The sequence below is a fragment of the Streptomyces coeruleoprunus genome (genome assembly GCF_039542925.1).
Classification (GTDB): domain Bacteria; phylum Actinomycetota; class Actinomycetes; order Streptomycetales; family Streptomycetaceae; genus Streptomyces; species Streptomyces coeruleoprunus.
Window position 1 is genome coordinate 1,068,080 of record NZ_BAABIT010000001.1, and the last position, 18,882, is coordinate 1,086,961.

Below are 18,882 nucleotides of genomic sequence, written 5' to 3' on the forward strand. Positions count from 1 at the left end.
GGACGCGCACGGGTGTCGGCTGGCGGAAAAACGACATGAGGGTGGCGCTGCCTGCGGCCGGTTCTCTTTCTCTCGGAGGCCGATTACGGGCTAGGAGGCGCTCGGCACGGACCGTAGCGTGACGTCGGCGCGCCCCGGTGGCGGCCGTGACCTGCACGCATACGAGGGGGAGACACGGTGGGACGGCCCGAGAAGCCGGTGGATCCGGGCGCGGGCCCGGTGCAGCGCTTCGCGTACGAGCTGCGCAAGCTGCGCGAGGAGGCGGGCCGGCCGACGTACCGGGCCATGGCCGCCCGCGCCGGGTACGCGCTGCCGACGCTGGCGCAGGCGGCGGCCGGTGAGCGGCTGCCGTCGCTGTCCGTGACGCTGGCGTACGTCGGGGCGTGCGGCGGCGACCCGGAGGAGTGGGAGGAGCGCTGGCGGGAGGCGGCGCGGGCGCAGGAGGCCCTGGCCGCGCCGCCGGACGACGACGGCGCGCCGGCGCCGTACCAGGGTCTGGCGCGGTTCGAACCGTCCGACCACGAGCGGTTCTTCGGCCGGGAGCGGCTCACCGACGAGGTGTGGGACGTCGTGCGCGAGCACCGCTGCGCCGTCCTCGTCGGCCCGTCGGGCAGCGGCAAGTCGTCGCTGCTGCGGGCCGGTCTGGTGCCCCGGCTGCGGCGGGCCGAGGACCTCTCCCTGCGCCCGGCGGCCGTGCGGCTGCTCACGCCGGGCGAACATCCGCTGCGGGGCCGCCGCGAGGTGTTCGCCCCGGCCCCGGGCGACGGTGACACGTGGCTGCTGGTCGACCAGTTCGAGGAGGTCCACACGCTGTGCCGGGACCCCGAGGAACGTGCGGAGTTCGTCCGGCTGCTGCTGGCCGCGGACGACCCGGCGAGCCGGCTGCGGGTGCTGATCGCCGTGCGGGCCGACTTCTACGGCCGGTGCCTGGAGCACCCGGAGCTGGTGGCGGTGGCCCGCCGGGCGAGCGTGCCGGTCGGGCCGATGACGCCGGCGGAGCTGCGGGACGCGGTCGTGAGGCCCGCGGCCGCGCAGGGGCTGATCGTGGAGCGGGCGCTCACGGCGCGGCTGGTGGAGGAGGTGGCCGGGGAGCCGGGCGGGCTGCCGTTGATGTCGCACGCGCTGCTGGAGACGTGGCGGCGGCGCCGCGGCCGGATGCTGACGGCCGCGGCGTACGAGGCCGCGGGCGGGCTGCGCGGCGCCATCGCGCAGAGCGCCGAGGACCTGTACGTCGGGCTGCCGCCGGCGCAGGCGCGGGTGGCGCGCCGGATCCTGCTGCGGCTGATCACCCCCGGCCAGGGCGCGCCGGACACGCGCTGTCCCGTCGCCCGGTCCGCCCTGGAGGGCACCGGCGCGGACCGGGAGGAGACCGGGCCGGTGCTGGAGCGGCTGGCACGGGCGCGGCTGGTCGTCCTCGACGACGACATGGTCGACCTCACCCACGAGGCGCTGATCACCGCGTGGCCCCGGCTGCGCGGCTGGCTCGACGAGAGCCGGCAGCGCCTGCTGCTGCACCGCCGCCTGAGCCAGGCGGCGCAGGCGTGGGACGAGCTGCACCGGGACCCCGCGTCCCTGTACCGGGGCGGTCGGCTGGCCGAGGCGGAGGCGGTGTTCGGCGCGGACCCCGACGGTGAACTGACCGCGCTGGAGGCGGAGTTCCTCGGCGCCTCGCGCCGGGCGGCCGCCCGTGAGCGGCGTCGCCGGCGGGGGCTGCTGTCGGCGCTGGCCGCCCTGGTGGTGCTGTCCCTGGTGGCCGGCGTGACCGCGTGGCGGGAGAGGGAGGCGGGCGACCGGCGCCAGGAGGAGGCCACGTCCCGGCGGCTCGCGTCACTGGCGCGGAACCTGGCGTCGAGCGACCCCCGCACGGCCCGGCGCCTCGGCCTCGCGGCGTGGCGGGTCAGTCCGACGACGGAGGCCCGGGCGGCGCTGGCGGGGGCGGCGGCGCAGCGGGAGGAGGACATGTTCGTGTGGGGGCGGGAAGGGCAGTCGGACCCCATGGTGCTGAGCGCCGACGGCTCGACGCTGGCCGCCGCGGGGGAACGGTCGGTGACCGTCGCCGAGGCGCACGCGGCGGGGCGGTCCGCGACGCTCCCCCTGACCGACGCCCTCACACTGCTGGACCTCTCGCCCGACGGGCGCAGGCTCCTCATGGGAACGCCGGACAGCCGGTTCCGGGTGTACGACGTGGCCACGCGGAAGCCGCTGGGGCCGCCCTTCGGCCGGGTGGACGGCACGGCGGGCGGTTTCCGGCCCGGCGGGCGGCTCGTGGGCCTCTACCACGGCGATGCGGTGGAGCTGTGGGACGCCAGGGACGGACGCAGGGTCTTCCGGCGCCCGACCACGATGGAGCATCCGGTCACCGAGGGCGCCGGCAGCGACCGGCTGCTCGCCGTGTGCGTCCGGCCCGGCACGTTGGAGATCTGGGACGTGTACGGCCGCCGCACCGTCCGGTCCCTGCCGGCCGCGGCCCAGCGAACGGCGTGCCGCGGCGGCAGCGGGGCCCTGCTCTCCAGCGTGCTGATCGACGGCTCCGGCAGGCGTCTGGTCGTGGTGGACGAGGAGGGTGCGCGCTCGTGGGACCTGGCGTCGGGACGCGAACTGCCGCGCATCCGTCATGCGGGCCTCCGGGCCGCGGCCGTCAGCGTCGACGGGGCGCTTCTCGCGGCGGCGGACGAGACCGACATCCTGCTGTGGCGGCTGTCGGATCCCGGTCGTCCCGTCTTCCGGCACCCGTCGAACGCGCCCGGTGTCTCGCAGCTGCGGCTGGACGTCCGGCGCGGAACGGTCCGCTACCTGGCGGGGATCCGGGGCGGCGCCGTGCACACGCTGCGGCTGGGGGACGCGGCGGGCGGTCCGTGGGGCCGGGAGAGAACACGGGCGGCCGCGTTCAGTCCGGACGGCGCGCTGCTCGCCACCATGGCCCGCAGCGGGTCCACCATCCGTTTCCGCCTGCGCTCCACGCGCCCCGGGGGCCGCGTCGTCGACTTCCCGCCGCTGCGCTGCCTCGGGGACCCGAACACGGACGCGGACTGGGACGAGGCGTGCCACGGGCTGATGGCCTTCAGCCCCGACGGTGCCCGCTTCGCGTACGGGATCAGCACCTGGGACACCGAGGGCGACCTTCCCGCCGCGACACCGCTGGCCGTGTGGGACACCCGGCGCCATGTCCAGGTGGTGTCCTTCCAGGCGGGCGACGGGGTGCACGGAAACCCCGGCGGGGCCGCCGCGCTCGCCTTCACACCGGACGGGTCCCTCCTGACGTACGGATCCGGGACGCTGGAGGTGTGGGACGCGGCCACGGGCCGCCGCGTGGGCCGGCTGCCGAACGCCGAACCCGAGGTGGCCGGCTCCGAGTCGATGGACGGTGCGCCGGCCGGCACCCTCGTCGTACGGCCCGACGGCGGGTTCGCCGCCACGGCGTACGGCGTCCACTTCGCCATCCGGTCGGTCCGCGAACCGTCGCTCCGGTCGGCGCCGCTGCGGCGTGCCCTCGGGCAGGAGCAGCCCACGGTCGTCGCCTACGGCCCGGACGGGAAGCGCCTCGCCGTGGGAGAGACGAGCGGACTCGTCGGCGTGTGGGACGGGAGCGCGACCCGGCGCCTGGCCGTGCTGCCCGCCGCGGGGTCCGGCGGGGCAGACGAGGAGCTGACGGCGGTGACCGCCCTCGCCTTCTCGCCCGACGGTTCCGTGCTGGCCACCGGGGACCGGTCCGGGGCCGTGCGGCTGTGGGACACGGCGTCGGGGCTGCCGCTGGGCGGTCCGCTGCCGACCGCCGGCGACACCGTGCGCGCGCTCGCCTTCGACGAGGGCGGCGCCCGCCTGCTCGTCGCCGGGGAACGGGCCCCGCTGCGGACTTATCCGGTCGGTCCGGAGCGGCTCGCGGCGGTGGTGTGCCGGCGGGGCGGGGGCGGGCTGAGTCCCGCCGAGTGGCGGGCGTACGTCCCCGAACTGCCGTACCGGGAGCAGTGCTGAGCCGGTAAGGGGCGGCGTCCCACGGCATCCCACGGGGAGTGACCTGCGGACGCGTTGTTTTCTGGCTCCGGAGGGGGAGCTGATGAACAACGTCGCGGCCGGTGGACTCGATGGCGACGGCACGGCGGGGCGACCCCCGGGCCGGACGACACACCTGTCCACACCTGTGCGACATCAGAAGGAGACTCATGTCCCTCATGACGAAGACGGCCGTCACCCTCGCGGGGATGACGACCGCCGCGGCCCTGGCCCTGGCGCCCGCGCTGCCCTCGGGGGCGGACGCGGCGCCGAGGACGCAGCCGGTGGCGTCCACCGCGAAGGCGGGCGACGGGATCGAGGCGCTGAAGTTCATCCACGCCGACAAGTGCGCCGACGTGCCGCGCGGTTCGGGCAAGCTGGGGCTCCAGCTGGTGCAGTGGAAGTGCGGCGGCGCCAACACCAACGGCTCGCCCAACCAGTGGTGGCGGATCAAGAGCGCCGGCAACGGCAACTCGTGGATCATGAGCACGAAGACCGGCAAGTGCATGAACGTCCAGCGCGGCAGCAAGGCCAAGGGCGCGTCCGTCATCCAGTGGCACTGCAACAAGCAGGCCAACACGCTGTGGAAGGTCACGAAGCGCGGCGGGAACGGCGGCTGGCAGGCCAAGAACGTCAAGAGCGGCCTGTGCCTGAACGTCCGGGGCGCGAGCAAGTCCGACGGCGCGAAGCTCATCCAGTGGACCTGCGACGGCAAGAACAACAGCCGCTTCTGGCGCATCGACTGATCGCGTGGCCGCACGGGGGAAGGACGGGCGGGCCCGGGGCCGGCGGGTGGCCGGATGGCTGCTCGGGGGCGTCGGCCTCGGGCTCTGCCTCGGGGGTTTCCTCCGGTTGATGGTCGCCGTGCCGTCCGGCCCGGTCACGCCCCTGGTCATGATCGGGTCGGTCGTCCTCCTGGAAGTCTCCTATCGCTGCGGGGAGAACGCCCGGGGGTCGGCGAGCACGTCGGGGGACGGTCCCCGGAGGGAGCCCCGTCGGGGGTGTGCGGGGCTCCCTCCGCCGTCACTGGGGCAGGGCGAAGTCGACGACGTGGATCGGTGAGGGGGTGGTGCCGCTGGACTTCTGCTGGTACATGATCGACAGCACGTTGTCCTGGGCGACTCGGGTCTCGTCGACGACGACCTCGCCGAAGGCGTTGAGGCCGCTGCCGTCGAACAGCACCTTCCAGTCCGTGTAGTTCGACGCCTTGGAGGCGCCGGCGATCCGGCCGTACGGCATGATCGCGTAGGCGTTGTCGTACTTGTCGAGAACCAGCTTGGTGCGCTGGCTGGAGTTGAGCGGGACGGGGATCTCGGTCTTGCGCCAGGCGCCGGTGGTGAGGTCCTTGCGGACGTGGAAGACGCGGCCGTTGGCGGTGCGGTCGCCGACGTAGTTCGTGGTGCACTGCCCGAAGCGGCCCGGTACGTAGCTGATCAGGGCGTGCGGGCGGCTCGCGGAGTCCGTCGCCTGGCTCTCCTGGTTCATCAGGGAGTGGTCGGGGTTCAGGGGGTCGACGACGAGGCCGGTGTCGTTGACGGAGACCCGGTCGGCGCCGCCGGTCGTGCCGACGACGGTCCCGGCGGCGTTGCGCCAGGTGCGGCCGCGGTCGGTGGAACGGACGTAGCCGGTGTCGTGGTTGGTGATGCCGCCGCCGTTGCACATGACGGCGCCGTTCTGCTCGCGCCAGGTGAAGAAGGCGTGCAGGGTGCCGTCGGCGCTGTAGTCGATGCCGTGCAGGTACATGTTGCGGGCGGTGCTGGAGCCGTGCTCGCTGGTGTACGTGCCGGTGGAGGCGGTCCACTCGCCGAGCGCGGTCCAGCGGGTGCCGTCGTACTCGGCGAGGGCGTTGCGGCCGTTGCCGGAGACGGCGACGCGGTAGCTGAGCTGGAGGCGTCCCTCGGGGGTGGCGACGAACTGGGGGTAGGTGAACTGGGAGGTGAGGGCGAGGCCGTCGAGAGTGGTCTGGACGGCGCCGAACTCGCTCGCGGTCCAGGCGCGGCCGCCGGGGTTGTCGAGGAGTCCCGCGTTCGACTTCACGTAGAAGAAGGCGTCGCTGTGGGAGTCCATGTTCAGGTGGAGGCGGCCGTCGATGCGGGAGACGCCCATGGAGATGACGTTGTGGGAGTCGTCGTAGCGCAGCGTGTGGGCGAGCTTGACGGTCTGCCAGGTGGTGGCGCCGAGGGGGCGGCGGGCGACGACGGCGCTGCGGTCGGCGGTGTACCAGGCGGCGTACTGGTAGCCCTTGTAGGTGAGGAGGCCGTTCTTCTGGAAGGAGTTGTTGTTGACCAGGCCGTTGTACGACACGAAGTAGAGGGCCTGGGAGTCGAGCCGGGTGTCGCCGATCCGGCTGACGGCGGGGGCCGGGTCGGCGGCGTTCGCGGTGCCGGTGAGGGCCAGGGTGGCGAGGAGGGCGGTGGCCGTGGCCGCGGCGGCCAGGGGTCGTCTCATGGGCGGGCTCCTAGGCGAGGTGGAACACTTCGGTGAGGGGTTTCATCGCCTCGTCGGGGCGGGTCCCGTCGAGCGCTTCGAAGAAGTCGGCCATCTCGGCCTGCCAGCGGGCGTTGACGTCCGTCGCCGCCATGGCGGCCCGGGCCCTGGCGAAGTCCTCGGTCTCCAGGTAGCCGACCAGCAGGCCGTCCTCGCGGAGGAAGAGGGAGTAGTTGTGCCAGCCGGTGGCGGAGAGCGCCGCGAGCATCTCGGGCCAGACGGCCGCGTGCCGCTCGCGGTACTCGTCGAGGCGGTCCCGGCGGACTTTCAGCAGGAAGCAGACGCGCTGCACGTGTCCGCCCCCTCTCAGAAGTCGAACTGGTCGATGTTGCTCTTGTCGAAGACGGTCGGCGGGCCGAGGATGATCTCGCCGTCCTTGCCGATCGTGTACTCGCCGAGCCGGCCGGCCTTGAACTTCTCGCCCTCGGTGCCGGTGATCTGCCCGGAGGCCAGGGCCGCGGCGGCGTAGGCGCCGAGGTAGCCGAGGTCCTTGGGGTTCCACAGCGCGAACTGCTCGACGGTGCCGTCCTTGACGTACTTGCGCATCTGGTTGGGCGTGCCGAGGCCCTTGACGACGACCTTGCCCTTGTACGAGGAGGAGCTGATGTAGCGGGCGGCCGCGGCGATGCCGACGGTGGTGGGCGAGATGATGCCCTTCAGGTTCGGGTACGCCTTGAGGAGGCCCTGGGTCTCCTGGAAGGACTTCTGGTCGTCGTCGTCCCCGTACGCGACCTTGACCAGCTTCATGTCCTTGTACTCGGGCTTCTTCAGCTCGTCCTTCATGAACTCGATCCAGGTGTTCTGGTTGGTCGCGTTCTGGGTGGCGGAGAGGATGGCTATCTCGCCCTTGTGGCCGAGCTGCTCGGCGATGTTGCGGACCTGGCTGCGGCCGATCTCCTCGGAGCTTGCCTGGTTGATGAAGAGCTGGCGGCAGTCCTTGGCCGTGTCGGAGTCGTAGGCGACGACCTTGATGTCCTGCTTCATCGCGGTCTTCAGCGGGGTGCAGACGGCGTTGGGGTCGTTGGCGGCGATGAGGATGGCGTCCTGGCGCTGCTGGATCAGCGTGTTGATGTAGGACACCTGGGAGGAGGCGCTGGCGTCGGAGGGGCCGACCTCCTTGCCGGTGCCGCCGAACTCCTTGGCGGCCTCGATGCCGGCCTCGTCGACGATCTTCTCGTACGGGTTGTTGATCTGCTTGGGCAGGAAGGCGAGCTTCAGGTCCTTCTTCAGGGCCGCGTCCGGGTTGGCGGAGGCCTTGGCGACGGAGCCGGTGGAGTCCTTGGCGGCGGAGTCCTTGGTGGTGCCGGAGCAGCCGGCGAGGGTGACGGCGAGGGCGCTGACGGCGGATACGGCGGCGAGGGTGGAGCGTCGGGTGCGGGAGCGCAGGTGCATCGGCGGAGAGCCTTTCGGGTGCGCCGGGCCGGGGGCGGGCCGGCGAGGAGGAGGGGTTGGGGGTGGGGGCGCGGGGGCGCCGGTCAGGGAACGGGTTCGGTGGCGGCGCGGCGGTGGCGGCGTTCGGTGAGGACCGCGACCAGCCGTGGGGTGAGGACGGAGGCGATGAGGAGGACCCCGGTGACGACGACCTGGATCTCGCTGGAGACGTCGTTGAGGGTGAGCAGATTGCGCAGCAGGCCGACGAGGAGCACTCCGGCGACGGCGCCGCCGAGGGTGCCCTTGCCGCCGTCGAAGTCGATGCCGCCGAGGAGGACGGAGGCGATGACGACGAGTTCGAGGCCGAAGCCGTTGTCGGCGCGGGCGCTGCCGTAGCGGAGGGTGTAGACGATGCCGGCGAAGGACGCCACGGTTCCGGAGACCACGAACAGGGCCAGCTTGATGCGCTTGACGCGGATGCCGGCGAAGTAGGCGGCGTCCTCCTGCGCGCCGATGGCGAACAGGGACCGGCCGAAGCCCGCGCCGTGCAGGACGACGGCGGCGACCACCGCGAGGACGGCGAACAGGGCGACCGGATACGGGATGAACGTGCCCGGCACGGTCTGCGTGTACGTGGCCCACTGGGCGTACGACTCGGGGAAGTCGGCGACCGCCTTGGTGCCGAGGACCACGGAGGCCAGGCCGCGGAAGAGGGCCAGGGTGCCGATGGTGACGGCCAGCGAGGGCAGCCCGACGCGGGTGACCAGCCAGCCGTTGAGGAGTCCGCCGAGCGCGCCGACCAGCAGGCAGACGGGGACGATCAGTTCGAACGCCCAGCCCGCGTCCCACAGGGAGCCGGCCAGGGCGCTGGACAGGCCCAGCATCGAGGCGACGGACAGGTCGACCTGGCCGGCGACGACCAGCAGCGTCATCGGGAGGGCGATCAGCGCGACCTCGGCGATGTCGTTGAGGGCGGCGGAGAGGTTCGCGGTGTCGGCGAAGCCGTCGGTGGTTCCGGTTCCGACGAGGAACACGGCGACCAGGAGGGCGCCGACGACGCTGTCCCAGCGCAGCAGCTTGGCAAGGGGGCTCATCGCCTGCTCCTCTTCCTCAGGGCGTTGGTGGTGCGGACCTGCACGACGCGGTCGGCGGTGATCGCGAGGATCAGCAGGGCTCCGGTGATGGCCTGCTCCCAGAACGGGTCGACCTTGAGGACGACCAGGGCGCCGGAGATCGTCGTCAGGAGCAGGGCGCCGAGCGCCGCGCCCCAGACGGAGCCGGTGCCGCCGGTGATGGCCACGCCGCCCACGACGACGGCGCTGACGACGGTCAGCTCCCAGCCGGTCGCCGCGCCGGCGACGACGGTGCCGAAGCGGGCGAGCCACAGGGCGCCCGCGAGGCCGGCCACGGCGCCGGAGAAGACGTACGCGGCGAGGACGCGGCGGCGGATCGGGATGCCGGCGAGCCGGGCGGCCTCGGGGCTGGAGCCGATGGCGTACAGCTCGCGTCCGCTGCGGTAGGTGCGCAGGTAGTAGGCGGTGGCGGCGAGGACGAGGGCGGCGATCAGCGGCAGGTAGGGGATGCCGAGGACGCTGCCGCTGCCGAGCGACAGGACCGCTTCGGGCAGGTTGACCGCGTTGATCTGGCCGCCTTCGGCGAGCGCGTAGTCGACGCCCTGGAGGACGTACAGCATGCCGAGCGTGACGACGAGCGCCGGGACCTTGCCGAGGCTGACCAGGGCTCCGCTGACGAGGCCGCACAGGGCGCCGACGGCGATGCCGAGGAGCATGGTGACGACCGGGCCGTGGCTGCTGCCGGAGACGAAGTCGCCGCAGGTGAAGGCGGTGAGGCCGACGACCGAGCCGACCGACAGGTCGATGTTGCGGGTGACCACGACGACGGACTGGCCGACGGCGAGGAGCACCAGGATGGACGCGTTGAGGAGCAGGTCCTTGACGCCCTGGCTGTCGAGGAACGCCGGGTTGGCGATCCAGGTGCCGAGGACGAGCAGGACGAGTGCTCCGCCGATGGCGGCCTCGCGGGCCCGGAAGACGGCGTCGACCAGGGTGCGGGCGTCGCCCGTGCGCGCCGGGGCGGCGTGGGCGGGGGGCTTGTCGAGGGCCGTCGTCATGCCGCCTTCTCCTCTGCTGTACGGCCGGTCGCGGCGGCCATCACCGTCTCCTCGGTGGCCTCGGCGCGCGGGATCTCGGCGACGAGCCGTCCCTCGTGCATGACGAGGACCCGGTCGGCCATGCCCAGGACCTCGGGGAGGTCGGAGGAGACCATGAGCACGGCGAGACCTTCGGCGGCGAGTCCCGACAGCAGCCGGTGCACCTCGGCCTTGGTGCCGACGTCGATGCCGCGGGTGGGCTCGTCGACGATGAGCACGGACGGCTCGGTGGCCAGCCACTTGGCGAGGACGACCTTCTGCTGGTTGCCGCCGGACAGCACGCCGACGCTGTCGGAGAGCCGGTTGTACTTGAGCTGGAGCCGGACGGCCCAGTCGGCGGCCCTGCCCCGTTCCAGGGAGCGGCGGACGAGGCCGCCGCGGCCGAGCCGGCCGAGGCCGGTGAGGCCGATGTTGCGCTCGATGGACATATCCATCACGAGGCCGCGCTGCCGCCGGTCCTCGGGGACGAGGGCGATCCCGGCGTCCATGGCGGCCGTGGGCGAACCGGCGGGCAGTGCGCGGCCGTCGACGTGGACCTCGCCGGCGTCGAAGCGGTCGACGCCGAACACGGCCTGGACGACCTCGCTGCGGCCGGCGCCGACGAGGCCGGCGAGGGCGACGATCTCGCCGCGCCGTACGTCGAAGGAGACGTCCCGGAAGACGCCCTCGCGGGTGAGGCGGCGGACGGACAGGGCGGTGTCGCCGATGCGGGCCTGCTGCTTGGGGTACAGCTCGTCGAGGTCGCGGCCGACCATCCGGCGGACGAGGTCGTCCTCGCTGAGGCCGTCGAGGGGTTCGGAGGAGATCCAGCGGCCGTCGCGCAGGGTGGTGACGCGCTGGCAGAGCCGGAAGATCTCTTCGAGCCGGTGGGAGATGAAGAGGACGGCGGCGCCCTCGGCGCGCAGGGCCTCGACGACGGAGAAGAGGCGGGCGGTCTCGCCGCCGGTGAGGGCGGCGGTCGGCTCGTCCATGATCAGGACGCGGGCGTCGAAGGAGAGCGCCTTGGCGATCTCGACGATCTGCTGGTCGGCGATGGACAGGCCGCGGGCGGGCCGGCCGGGGTCGAGGTCGACGCCGAGGCGGGCCATGAGCGCGGCCGTCGCGGCGTGCACGGCCCTGCGGTCGATGCGGCCGAGCGATCGGCGGGGCTGGCGGCCCATGAAGATGTTCTCGGCGATGGACAGGTCCGGGAAGAGCGTCGGTTCCTGGTAGATCACCGCGATGCCCGCGTCGCGCGCGTCGGCGGGGCCGTGGAACTCCACGGTGGCGCCGTCGAGGAGGACCTGGCCGGTGTCGGGCCGGTGCACTCCGGCGAGGGTCTTGATGAGCGTGGACTTGCCGGCGCCGTTCTCACCGGCGAGCGCGTGCGCCTCGCCGGGGTACAGCTGCAGGGACACGTCCTGCAAGGCCCGTACGGCGCCGAAGGACTTGGAGACGTCCTTCAGGGCCAGGACGGGGGGCGGGCCCGCATCGGGCTGTTTCATGAGGGGCTCCTCAGCGGCGGTGGCGGTGCCTCCCACGCCGTGAAAGGTTTCAACGAGGTTTCCCGGAAGCTAGACGCGCTCCGGCGGCGACGTCAATGGGTTGCCCGCTGAAACTTTCGATGCTTGGTCGTTTCGTGATGTGAACCGGGGTCAACGGGCCGGGACCCTCTTGACATGACCTGCGGGCACCCATAGCTTCGCCGCGATGAAACGATTCATAAACCACCCGCACGGCACTCAGGAGCGCTGACGATGACGAGCCGAGCCGATGTCCCAGCCGTGAAGGCAGCCCTGAAATCCCAGGCCGTCGAGACCCCGTCCTGGGCCTACGGGAACTCCGGCACCCGTTTCAAGGTGTTCGCGCAGGCGGGAGTCCCCCGCACCCCGCAGGAGAAGCTCGACGACGCCGCACGGGTGCACGAGCACACCGGGGTCGCCCCGACCGTCGCCCTGCACATCCCGTGGGACAGGGTCGACGACTACGCCGCCCTCGCCTCGTACGCACGGGAGCGCGGCCTGCGGCTCGGGGCGATCAACTCCAATGTCTTCCAGGACGACGACTACAAGCTGGGCAGCGTCTGCCACCCGGACCCGCGGGTCCGCCGCAAGGCGCTGGCCCATCTGCTGGAGTGCGTCGACATCATGGACGCCACCGGCTCGCGCGACCTGAAGCTGTGGTTCTCGGACGGCACGAACTACCCGGGCCAGGACGACATCCGCGCCCGCCAGGACCGCCTCGCCGAGGCGCTGGCCGCCGTCCACGAGCGGCTGGGCGAGCACCAGCGGATGCTGCTGGAGTACAAGTTCTTCGAGCCGGCCTTCTACACGACCGACGTGCCGGACTGGGGCACCGCCTACGCGCACTGCCTGAAGCTCGGCGAGAAGGCGCAGGTCGTCGTGGACACCGGGCACCACGCGCCCGGCACCAACATCGAGTTCATCGTGGCGCTGCTGCTGCGCGAGAACCGGCTCGGCGGCTTCGACTTCAACTCGCGCTTCTACGCCGACGACGACCTGATGGTCGGCGCGGCCGACCCGTTCCAGCTCTTCCGGATCATGTACGAGGTGGTCCGGGGCGGCGGGCTCACCGGCGACGTGGCCTTCATGCTCGACCAGTGCCACAACATCGAGGCGAAGATCCCGGCGATCATCCGGTCGGTGATGAACGTCCAGGAGGCCACCGCCAAGGCGCTGCTGGTGGACCGCGAGGCGCTGTCCGCCGCCCAGGCCGAGGGCGACGTCCTCGCCGCCAACGCCGTCCTGATGGACGCGTACGACACCGACGTCCGTCCGCTGCTCGCCGAGGTGCGCGAGGAGCTGGGCATCGACCCCGACCCGATCGCGGCGTACCACCGCTCGGGCCATGCACAGAAGATCGTCGAGGAGCGCGTGGGCGGGACCCAGGCGGGATGGGGAGCGTGAACTCCATGGAACGGCACACCGCGGTCGACGACCTGCTGGAGCGCTCGCACCGGCTCGGCTCGGACCCCCGCAACACGAACTACGCCGGCGGCAACGCCTCCGCCAAGGGCACCACGACCGACCCCGTGACCGGCGGCGACGTCGAGCTGATGTGGGTCAAGGGCTCCGGCGGCGACCTCGGGACCCTGACGGAGTCGGGGCTGGCCGTGCTCCGGCTGGACCGGCTGCGGGCGCTCGCCGGGGTGTACCCGGGCGTGGAGCGCGAGGACGAGATGGTCGCCGCGTTCGACTACTGCCTGCACGGGCGGGGCGGCGCCGCCCCGTCGATCGACACGGCGATGCACGGCCTCGTCGACGCGCTCCACGTCGACCACCTGCACCCCGACTCCGGCATCGCCCTGGCCTGCGCCGCCGACGGCGAGAAGCTGACCCACGAGTGCTTCGGCGACAAGGTGGTGTGGGTGCCCTGGCGGCGGCCCGGCTTCCAGCTCGGCCTGGACATCGCCGCCGTCAAGGAGGCCAACCCGCAGGCGGTCGGCTGCGTCCTGGGCGGCCACGGCATCACCGCCTGGGGCGACACCGGCGAGGAGTGCGAGGCGAACTCCCTCTACATCATCCGGACCGCCGAGACCTTCCTCGCCCAGCGGGGCCGCCCCGAGCCGTTCGGCCCGGTGCTGGAGGGGTACGAGCCGCTGGACCCGGCCGCGCGCCGGGAGCGGGCCGCGGCCCTCGCCCCGTACGTCCGGGCCCTCGCCTCCCGCGACCGGGCGCAGGTCGGGCACTTCGACGACTCCGACGCCGTCCTCGACTTCGTCTCCCGCGCCGAGCACCCCCGCCTCGCCGCCCTCGGCACCTCCTGCCCCGACCACTTCCTGCGCACCAAGGTCCGGCCGCTCGTCCTGGACCTGCCGCCGTCCGCGCCCCTGGAGGAGGCGGTGGCCCGCCTCGAGGAGCTGGCCGCGGCCTACCGCGAGGAGTACCGGGCGTACTACGAGCGGCACGCGGAGCCCGGCTCGCCCGCCATGCGCGGCGCCGACCCGGCGATCGTGCTGGTCCCCGGCGTCGGCATGTTCTCCTTCGGCAAGGACAAGCAGACCGCCCGGGTCGCCGGCGAGTTCTACCTCAACGCGATCAACGTGATGCGCGGCGCCGAGGCCGTGTCCACGTACGCGCCCATCGAGGAGCGCGAGAAGTTCCGCATCGAGTACTGGGAGCTGGAGGAGGCCAAGCTGCGGCGCATGCCGGCGCCGAAGCCGCTGGCGACCCGGATCGCGCTCGTCACCGGCGCCGGTTCCGGCATCGGCCGCGCCATCGCGCACCGGCTCGCCGCCGAGGGCGCCTGCGTGGTCGTCGCCGACCTGAACGCGCGGAACGCGGCGGCCGTCGCCGAGGAGCTGGGCGGACCCGACAGGGCCGTGGCCGTGACCGTGGACGTCACCGGCGAGGAGCAGATCGCGGCGGCCTTCCGCGAGGCGCTGCTCGCCTTCGGCGGCGTCGACCTGGTCGTCAACAACGCCGGCATCTCCATCTCCAAGCCGCTCCTGGAGACCTCCGCGCGGGACTGGGACCTCCAGCACGACATCATGGCGCGCGGCTCGTTCCTGGTGTCGCGGGAGGCCGCCCGGCTGATGATCGCCCAGGAGCTGGGCGGCGACATCGTCTACATCGCCTCCAAGAACGGCGTCTTCGCCGGCCCCAACAACGTCGCCTACGGCGCCACCAAGGCCGACCAGGCCCACCAGGTGCGGCTGCTCGCCGCCGAACTGGGCGAGCACGGCATCCGCGTCAACGGCGTCAACCCGGACGGGGTGGTGCGCGGCTCCGGCATCTTCGCCGGCGGCTGGGGCGCCCAGCGGGCCGCGGTGTACGGCGTCGAGGAGGAGAAGCTGGGCGAGTTCTACGCGCAGCGGACCCTGCTGAAGCGGGAGGTGCTGCCGGAGCACGTGGCGAACGCGGTGTTCGCCCTCACGGGCGGCGACCTCACCCACACGACGGGCCTGCACATCCCGGTGGACGCCGGGGTGGCAGCGGCCTTCCTGCGCTGACCCGCCCGCCGTCCCTGGTGCCGCCGTCCCCGGCTGTGGGCAGTCGTTCCGCCGGGGCGATGGAGGCCCCCCTGCTCGAGCGAAGCCGAGAGCTCGGGGGAGGGCGGGCACAACCAGGGACGGCCCCCGGCCCGAGGGCCCTTCCGGCGCCCGCACCACTCGACCCCGAGGACCCGATGCAACCGACTACCCCCCAGCCCTTCGCCGCCGTCGACCTCGGCGCATCCAGCGGCCGCGTCATGCTCGCCCGGGTCGGCCCGGAGACGCTGGACCTGCGAGAGGTCCACCGCTTCCCCAACCGCCCCGTACGGGTCGGCCGCACCCTGCACTGGGACGTCCTGGCGCTGTACCGGGGCGTTCTGGACGGCCTGCGGGCGGCGGGCGCGGCCGCGGGCGGCCGGCTCGCCGGCGTCGGCATCGACAGCTGGGCCGTGGACTACGGGCTGCTGGACGAGAGCGGCGCCCTCCTGGGCAACCCGGTGCACTACCGCGACACCCGCACCGACGGCGCGGCCGAAAAGGTCGCGGCCCTGCTCCCCCCGCGGGAGCTGTACGCGGCGACCGGCCTCCAGCACCTGCCGTTCAACACGGTCTACCAGCTGGTCGCGGCGCGGGGGACGCCCCAACTGGCGGCTGCCCGGCGCCTCCTGATGATCCCGGACCTCATCGCGTACTGGCTCACGGGCGAGGCCGGCACCGAGATCACCAACGCCTCGACCACCCAGCTCGTCGACCCCCGCACCCGCACCTGGTCGCCGGTCGTCGCCGCCCGGCTCGGCATCGACCTGGGCCTGTTCCCGCCGCTGCGCAGCCCGGGCGACCCCGCCGGGACGCTGCTGCCCGAGGTGTTGGCCGAGACGGGGCTCGCAGGACCGGTCCCGATGACGGTGGTCGGCTCCCACGACACGGCCTCCGCCGTGGTGGGCGTCCCCGCCACTGGCGACGACTTCGCGTACATCGCCACGGGCACCTGGTCCCTCGCGGGCCTGGAGCTGGACCGGCCGGTCCTCACCGAGGAGTCCCGCGCGGCGAACTTCACCAATGAGCTGGGCGTGGACGGCACCGTCCGCTACCTGCGCAACATCATGGGACTGTGGCTGCTCCAGGAGTGCCTGCGCGCCTGGGAGGCCGGGGGCGAGCCCCAGGACCTCGCCGCACTCCTGGCCGGGGCGGCCGACGCGGCACCGCTGCGGTCGGTCGTGGACGCGGGCGACCCCGCGTTCCTGGTGCCCGGAGGCATGCCGCGCCGGATCGCGGAGGCCTGCGCCCGCGCGGGCCTGCCCGAGCCGCGCACGCCCGTCGAGTTCACCCGCTGCGTCCTGGACTCCCTGGCCCTCGCGCACCGCCGGGCGGTCGAGGACGCCCAGGCCCTGTCGGGCCGCACGGCGGGCACCGTCCACATCGTCGGCGGCGGCGCCCACAACGCGCTGCTGTGCCAACTGACCGCCGACGCGACGGGGCTGCCCGTCGTGGCGGGTCCCGCGGAGGCGGCGGCGCTCGGCAACGCCCTGGTCCAGGCGCGGGCCGCCGGGGTCGTCGACGGGGGGCTGCCCCGGCTGCGGGCGCTGCTGCGCGCCACCCAGCCACTGCGGTACTACGATCCGGCGGGTGACCGAGCGGCCTGGGACGAGGCCGCGGACCGGATCACCGGCCGGGCCCGGACGGCCCGGGAGGAGAGGAGGGACGGCACGTGCGCGTAGCGCTCTTCGTCACCTGCGTCAACGACACGCTCTATCCCCGCACGGGGCGGGCCACGGTGCGGCTGCTGGAGCGGCTGGGGGTGAGGGTCGACTTCCCCGCGGCGCAGAGCTGTTGCGGCCAGCCGCAGTTCAACACCGGCTACCGGCACGAGACGGAGCCGCTGGTGCGCCGCTTCGACCGTGCCTTCGCGGAGTACGACTACGTCGTCACGCCGTCCGGCTCGTGCGCGGCGATGGTCCGCGACAACTACCCGCGGATCGGCGCCAAGGCGGCCGCCGAGGGCCGGGGTCCGGAGCTGGCGGAGGCGGCGGCGCGGGCGGTGCCGAAAACGTACGAGCTGACCGAGTTCCTGGTCGACGTGCTCGGCGTGACGGACGTCGGCGCCTACTTCCCGTACACCGTGACCTACCACCCCACCTGCCACGGGCTGCGCGTGCTCGGGCTGCGGGACCGGCCCCGCCGGCTGCTGGAGCACGTCAAGGGCCTGGAGCTGCGCGAGCTCCCGGGCGCCGAGGAGTGCTGCGGCTTCGGCGGCACGTTCGCCGTGAAGAACGCGGCCGTGTCCGCCGCGATGGGGGCGGACAAGGCGCGCGGCATCGAGAGCACGGGCGCGGAGGCGGTGTGCACGGTGGACAACTCCTGTCTGATGCACATCGGCGGAACGCTCGCCCGGCGCGGCGCGGCGGTACGCCCCGTGCACCTGGCGGAGATCCTGGCGGCGACCGAGGAGGAGCCCTACGCATGAGCGGTACGTACCTCGGTATGCCTGCCTTCCCCCGGGCGGCGCGCGACGCCGTGCGCGACACCACGTTGCGCGGCAATCTGCGGCACGCCACGCACACCATCCGCGACAAACGGGCGAGGGCGGTCGCGGAGCTGGCCGACTGGCAGGAGCTGCGCGCGGCCGGCAAGGCGATCAAGGACCGGACGCTGCGTCACCTCGACCACTACCTCGTGCGCTTGGAGGAGGCGGTCACTGCGGCGGGCGGCACCGTCCACTGGGCCGCCGACGCGGCCGAGGCCAACGCCATCGTCACCTACCTGGTCAAGGCGACCGGTGAGAGCGAGGTCGTCAAGGTCAAGTCGATGGCCACGCAGGAGATCGGGCTGAACGAGGCGCTGGAGGCCGAGGGCATCCGCGCGTACGAGACGGACCTGGCCGAGCTGATCGTGCAGCTCGGCGAAGACCGGCCCTCGCACATCCTGGTCCCGGCGATCCACCGCAACCGGGCGGAGATCCGCGACATCTTCGACCAGGAGATGGGCCGTTGGGGCCGGCCGGCCCCGGAGGGCCTGTCGGACAGCCCGGCGGAGCTGGCGGAGGCGGCACGGCTGCACCTGCGGGAGAAGTTCCTGCGCGCCAAGGTCGGCATCTCGGGCGCCAACTTCATGGTGGCGGAGACCGGCACGCTCGTCGTGGTCGAGTCCGAGGGGAACGGCCGGATGTGCCTGACCCTGCCGGAGACGCTGATCTCGGTGGTCGGCATCGAGAAGGTCGTACCGACCTGGCAGGACCTGGAGGTCTTCCTCCAGCTCCTCCCCCGCTCCTCCACGGCCGAGCGGATGAACCCGTACACCTCGACGTGGACGGGCACGACGGACTCCGACGGGCCGCAGAACTTCCACCTGGTCCTGCTGGACAACGGCCGCACCGACACCCTCGCCGACGAGGTGGGGCGCCAGGCCCTGCGCTGCATCCGCTGCTCGGCGTGCCTGAACGTGTGTCCGGTGTACGAGCGGGCCGGCGGCCACGCGTACGGCTCCGTCTACCCCGGCCCGATCGGCGCGATCCTCAGCCCGCAGCTGCGCGGCACGGCGAGCGAGATCGACGCCTCCCTCCCGTACGCCTCGTCCCTGTGCGGGGCGTGCTACGAGGTGTGCCCGGTGGCCATCGACATCCCCGAGGTGCTGGTGCACCTGCGGGAGCGGGTCGTGCAGGGCGGCGAGGTGACCCGGAACGGCGTGAAGGTCACGCTCCGGCCCGCGAAGGGCCACGCGGCGGAGCGCGCCGCCATGCGCGCGGCCCGCTGGGCCCTGGACCATCCGGGCGCCCTGCGGGCCGGCCAGCGCCTGGCGTCCCGCACCCGCCGCCTGCACCCGAAACGGCTGCCGGGCCCGGGGCGGGCGTGGACGGACACGCGCACCCTTCCCGAGGTGCCCGAGGAGTCGTTCCGGGACTGGTGGCAGCGCACACGCGGAGGTGACCGGTGAC

13 protein-coding genes are annotated in these 18,882 nt (G+C 73.2%); 7 read left to right on the plus strand and 6 right to left on the minus strand.

Features of this window, described 5'->3' with window-relative positions; genetic code table 11:
* Positions 1-177 precede the first annotated feature (177 nt).
* Positions 178-3,972: an nSTAND1 domain-containing NTPase gene (locus ABEB09_RS04930; RefSeq protein WP_345687458.1), complete on the plus strand. Its 3,795-nt coding sequence runs from the start codon at positions 178-180 to the stop codon at positions 3,970-3,972.
* 188 nt (positions 3,973-4,160) lie between these two features.
* Positions 4,161-4,736 (plus strand): RICIN domain-containing protein, encoded by a 576-nt coding sequence (locus ABEB09_RS04935; protein ID WP_345687459.1) that lies wholly within the window; start codon positions 4,161-4,163, stop codon positions 4,734-4,736.
* Between the two features lie 277 nt (positions 4,737-5,013).
* On the opposite strand, the gene ABEB09_RS04940 is transcribed toward ABEB09_RS04935, so the two are convergent.
* From ABEB09_RS04940 to ABEB09_RS04965, 6 genes are all read right to left on the minus strand, one after another.
* Complete coding sequence (locus ABEB09_RS04940; protein ID WP_345687460.1) at positions 5,014-6,438, minus strand: BNR repeat-containing protein; 1,425 nt, start codon at positions 6,436-6,438, stop codon at positions 5,014-5,016.
* 10 nt (positions 6,439-6,448) lie between these two features.
* Positions 6,449-6,769 (minus strand): L-rhamnose mutarotase, encoded by a 321-nt coding sequence (locus ABEB09_RS04945; RefSeq protein ID WP_345687462.1) that lies wholly within the window; start codon positions 6,767-6,769, stop codon positions 6,449-6,451.
* Positions 6,770-6,783: 14 nt separating this feature from the next.
* Positions 6,784-7,869, minus strand: a complete 1,086-nt coding sequence (gene rhaS / locus ABEB09_RS04950) for a rhamnose ABC transporter substrate-binding protein (protein ID WP_345687464.1) — start codon at positions 7,867-7,869, stop codon at positions 6,784-6,786.
* An 83-nt stretch (positions 7,870-7,952) separates the two neighbouring features.
* Entirely contained in the window at positions 7,953-8,942 is a 990-nt protein-coding gene (locus ABEB09_RS04955) for an ABC transporter permease (protein ID WP_345687466.1), read from the minus strand.
* A complete protein-coding gene (locus tag ABEB09_RS04960) occupies positions 8,939-9,979 on the minus strand; it encodes an ABC transporter permease (protein ID WP_345687468.1) in 1,041 nt (346 codons plus the stop codon). The genes ABEB09_RS04955 and ABEB09_RS04960 overlap by 4 nt, the downstream gene beginning before the upstream one ends.
* On the minus strand, positions 9,976-11,502 hold the full coding sequence (locus tag ABEB09_RS04965; RefSeq protein WP_345687470.1) for a sugar ABC transporter ATP-binding protein: 1,527 nt from the start codon (positions 11,500-11,502) through the stop codon (positions 9,976-9,978). The genes ABEB09_RS04960 and ABEB09_RS04965 overlap by 4 nt, the downstream gene beginning before the upstream one ends.
* 252 nt (positions 11,503-11,754) lie before the next feature.
* Between ABEB09_RS04965 and rhaI the strand changes: the two genes are divergently transcribed.
* The 5 genes from rhaI (at position 11,755) to ABEB09_RS04990 (ending at position 18,881) form a co-directional block, all read left to right on the plus strand.
* Entirely contained in the window at positions 11,755-12,924 is a 1,170-nt protein-coding gene (gene rhaI, locus ABEB09_RS04970; RefSeq protein WP_345687472.1) for an L-rhamnose isomerase, read from the plus strand.
* A gap of 5 nt (positions 12,925-12,929) precedes the next feature.
* Positions 12,930-14,969, plus strand: a complete 2,040-nt coding sequence (locus tag ABEB09_RS04975) for a bifunctional aldolase/short-chain dehydrogenase (RefSeq protein WP_345687474.1) — start codon at positions 12,930-12,932, stop codon at positions 14,967-14,969.
* Positions 14,970-15,145: 176 nt separating this feature from the next.
* Positions 15,146-16,669: a rhamnulokinase gene (locus ABEB09_RS04980; protein ID WP_345687476.1), complete on the plus strand. Its 1,524-nt coding sequence runs from the start codon at positions 15,146-15,148 to the stop codon at positions 16,667-16,669.
* Positions 16,660-17,415, plus strand: coding sequence for a (Fe-S)-binding protein (locus ABEB09_RS04985; protein WP_345687478.1), 756 nt, complete (start codon positions 16,660-16,662; stop codon positions 17,413-17,415). The genes ABEB09_RS04980 and ABEB09_RS04985 overlap by 10 nt, the downstream gene beginning before the upstream one ends.
* Positions 17,412-18,881, plus strand: a complete 1,470-nt coding sequence (locus ABEB09_RS04990; RefSeq protein WP_345687480.1) for a LutB/LldF family L-lactate oxidation iron-sulfur protein — start codon at positions 17,412-17,414, stop codon at positions 18,879-18,881. Before ABEB09_RS04985 ends, ABEB09_RS04990 begins: the two co-directional genes overlap by 4 nt.
* Position 18,882 lies beyond the last annotated feature (1 nt).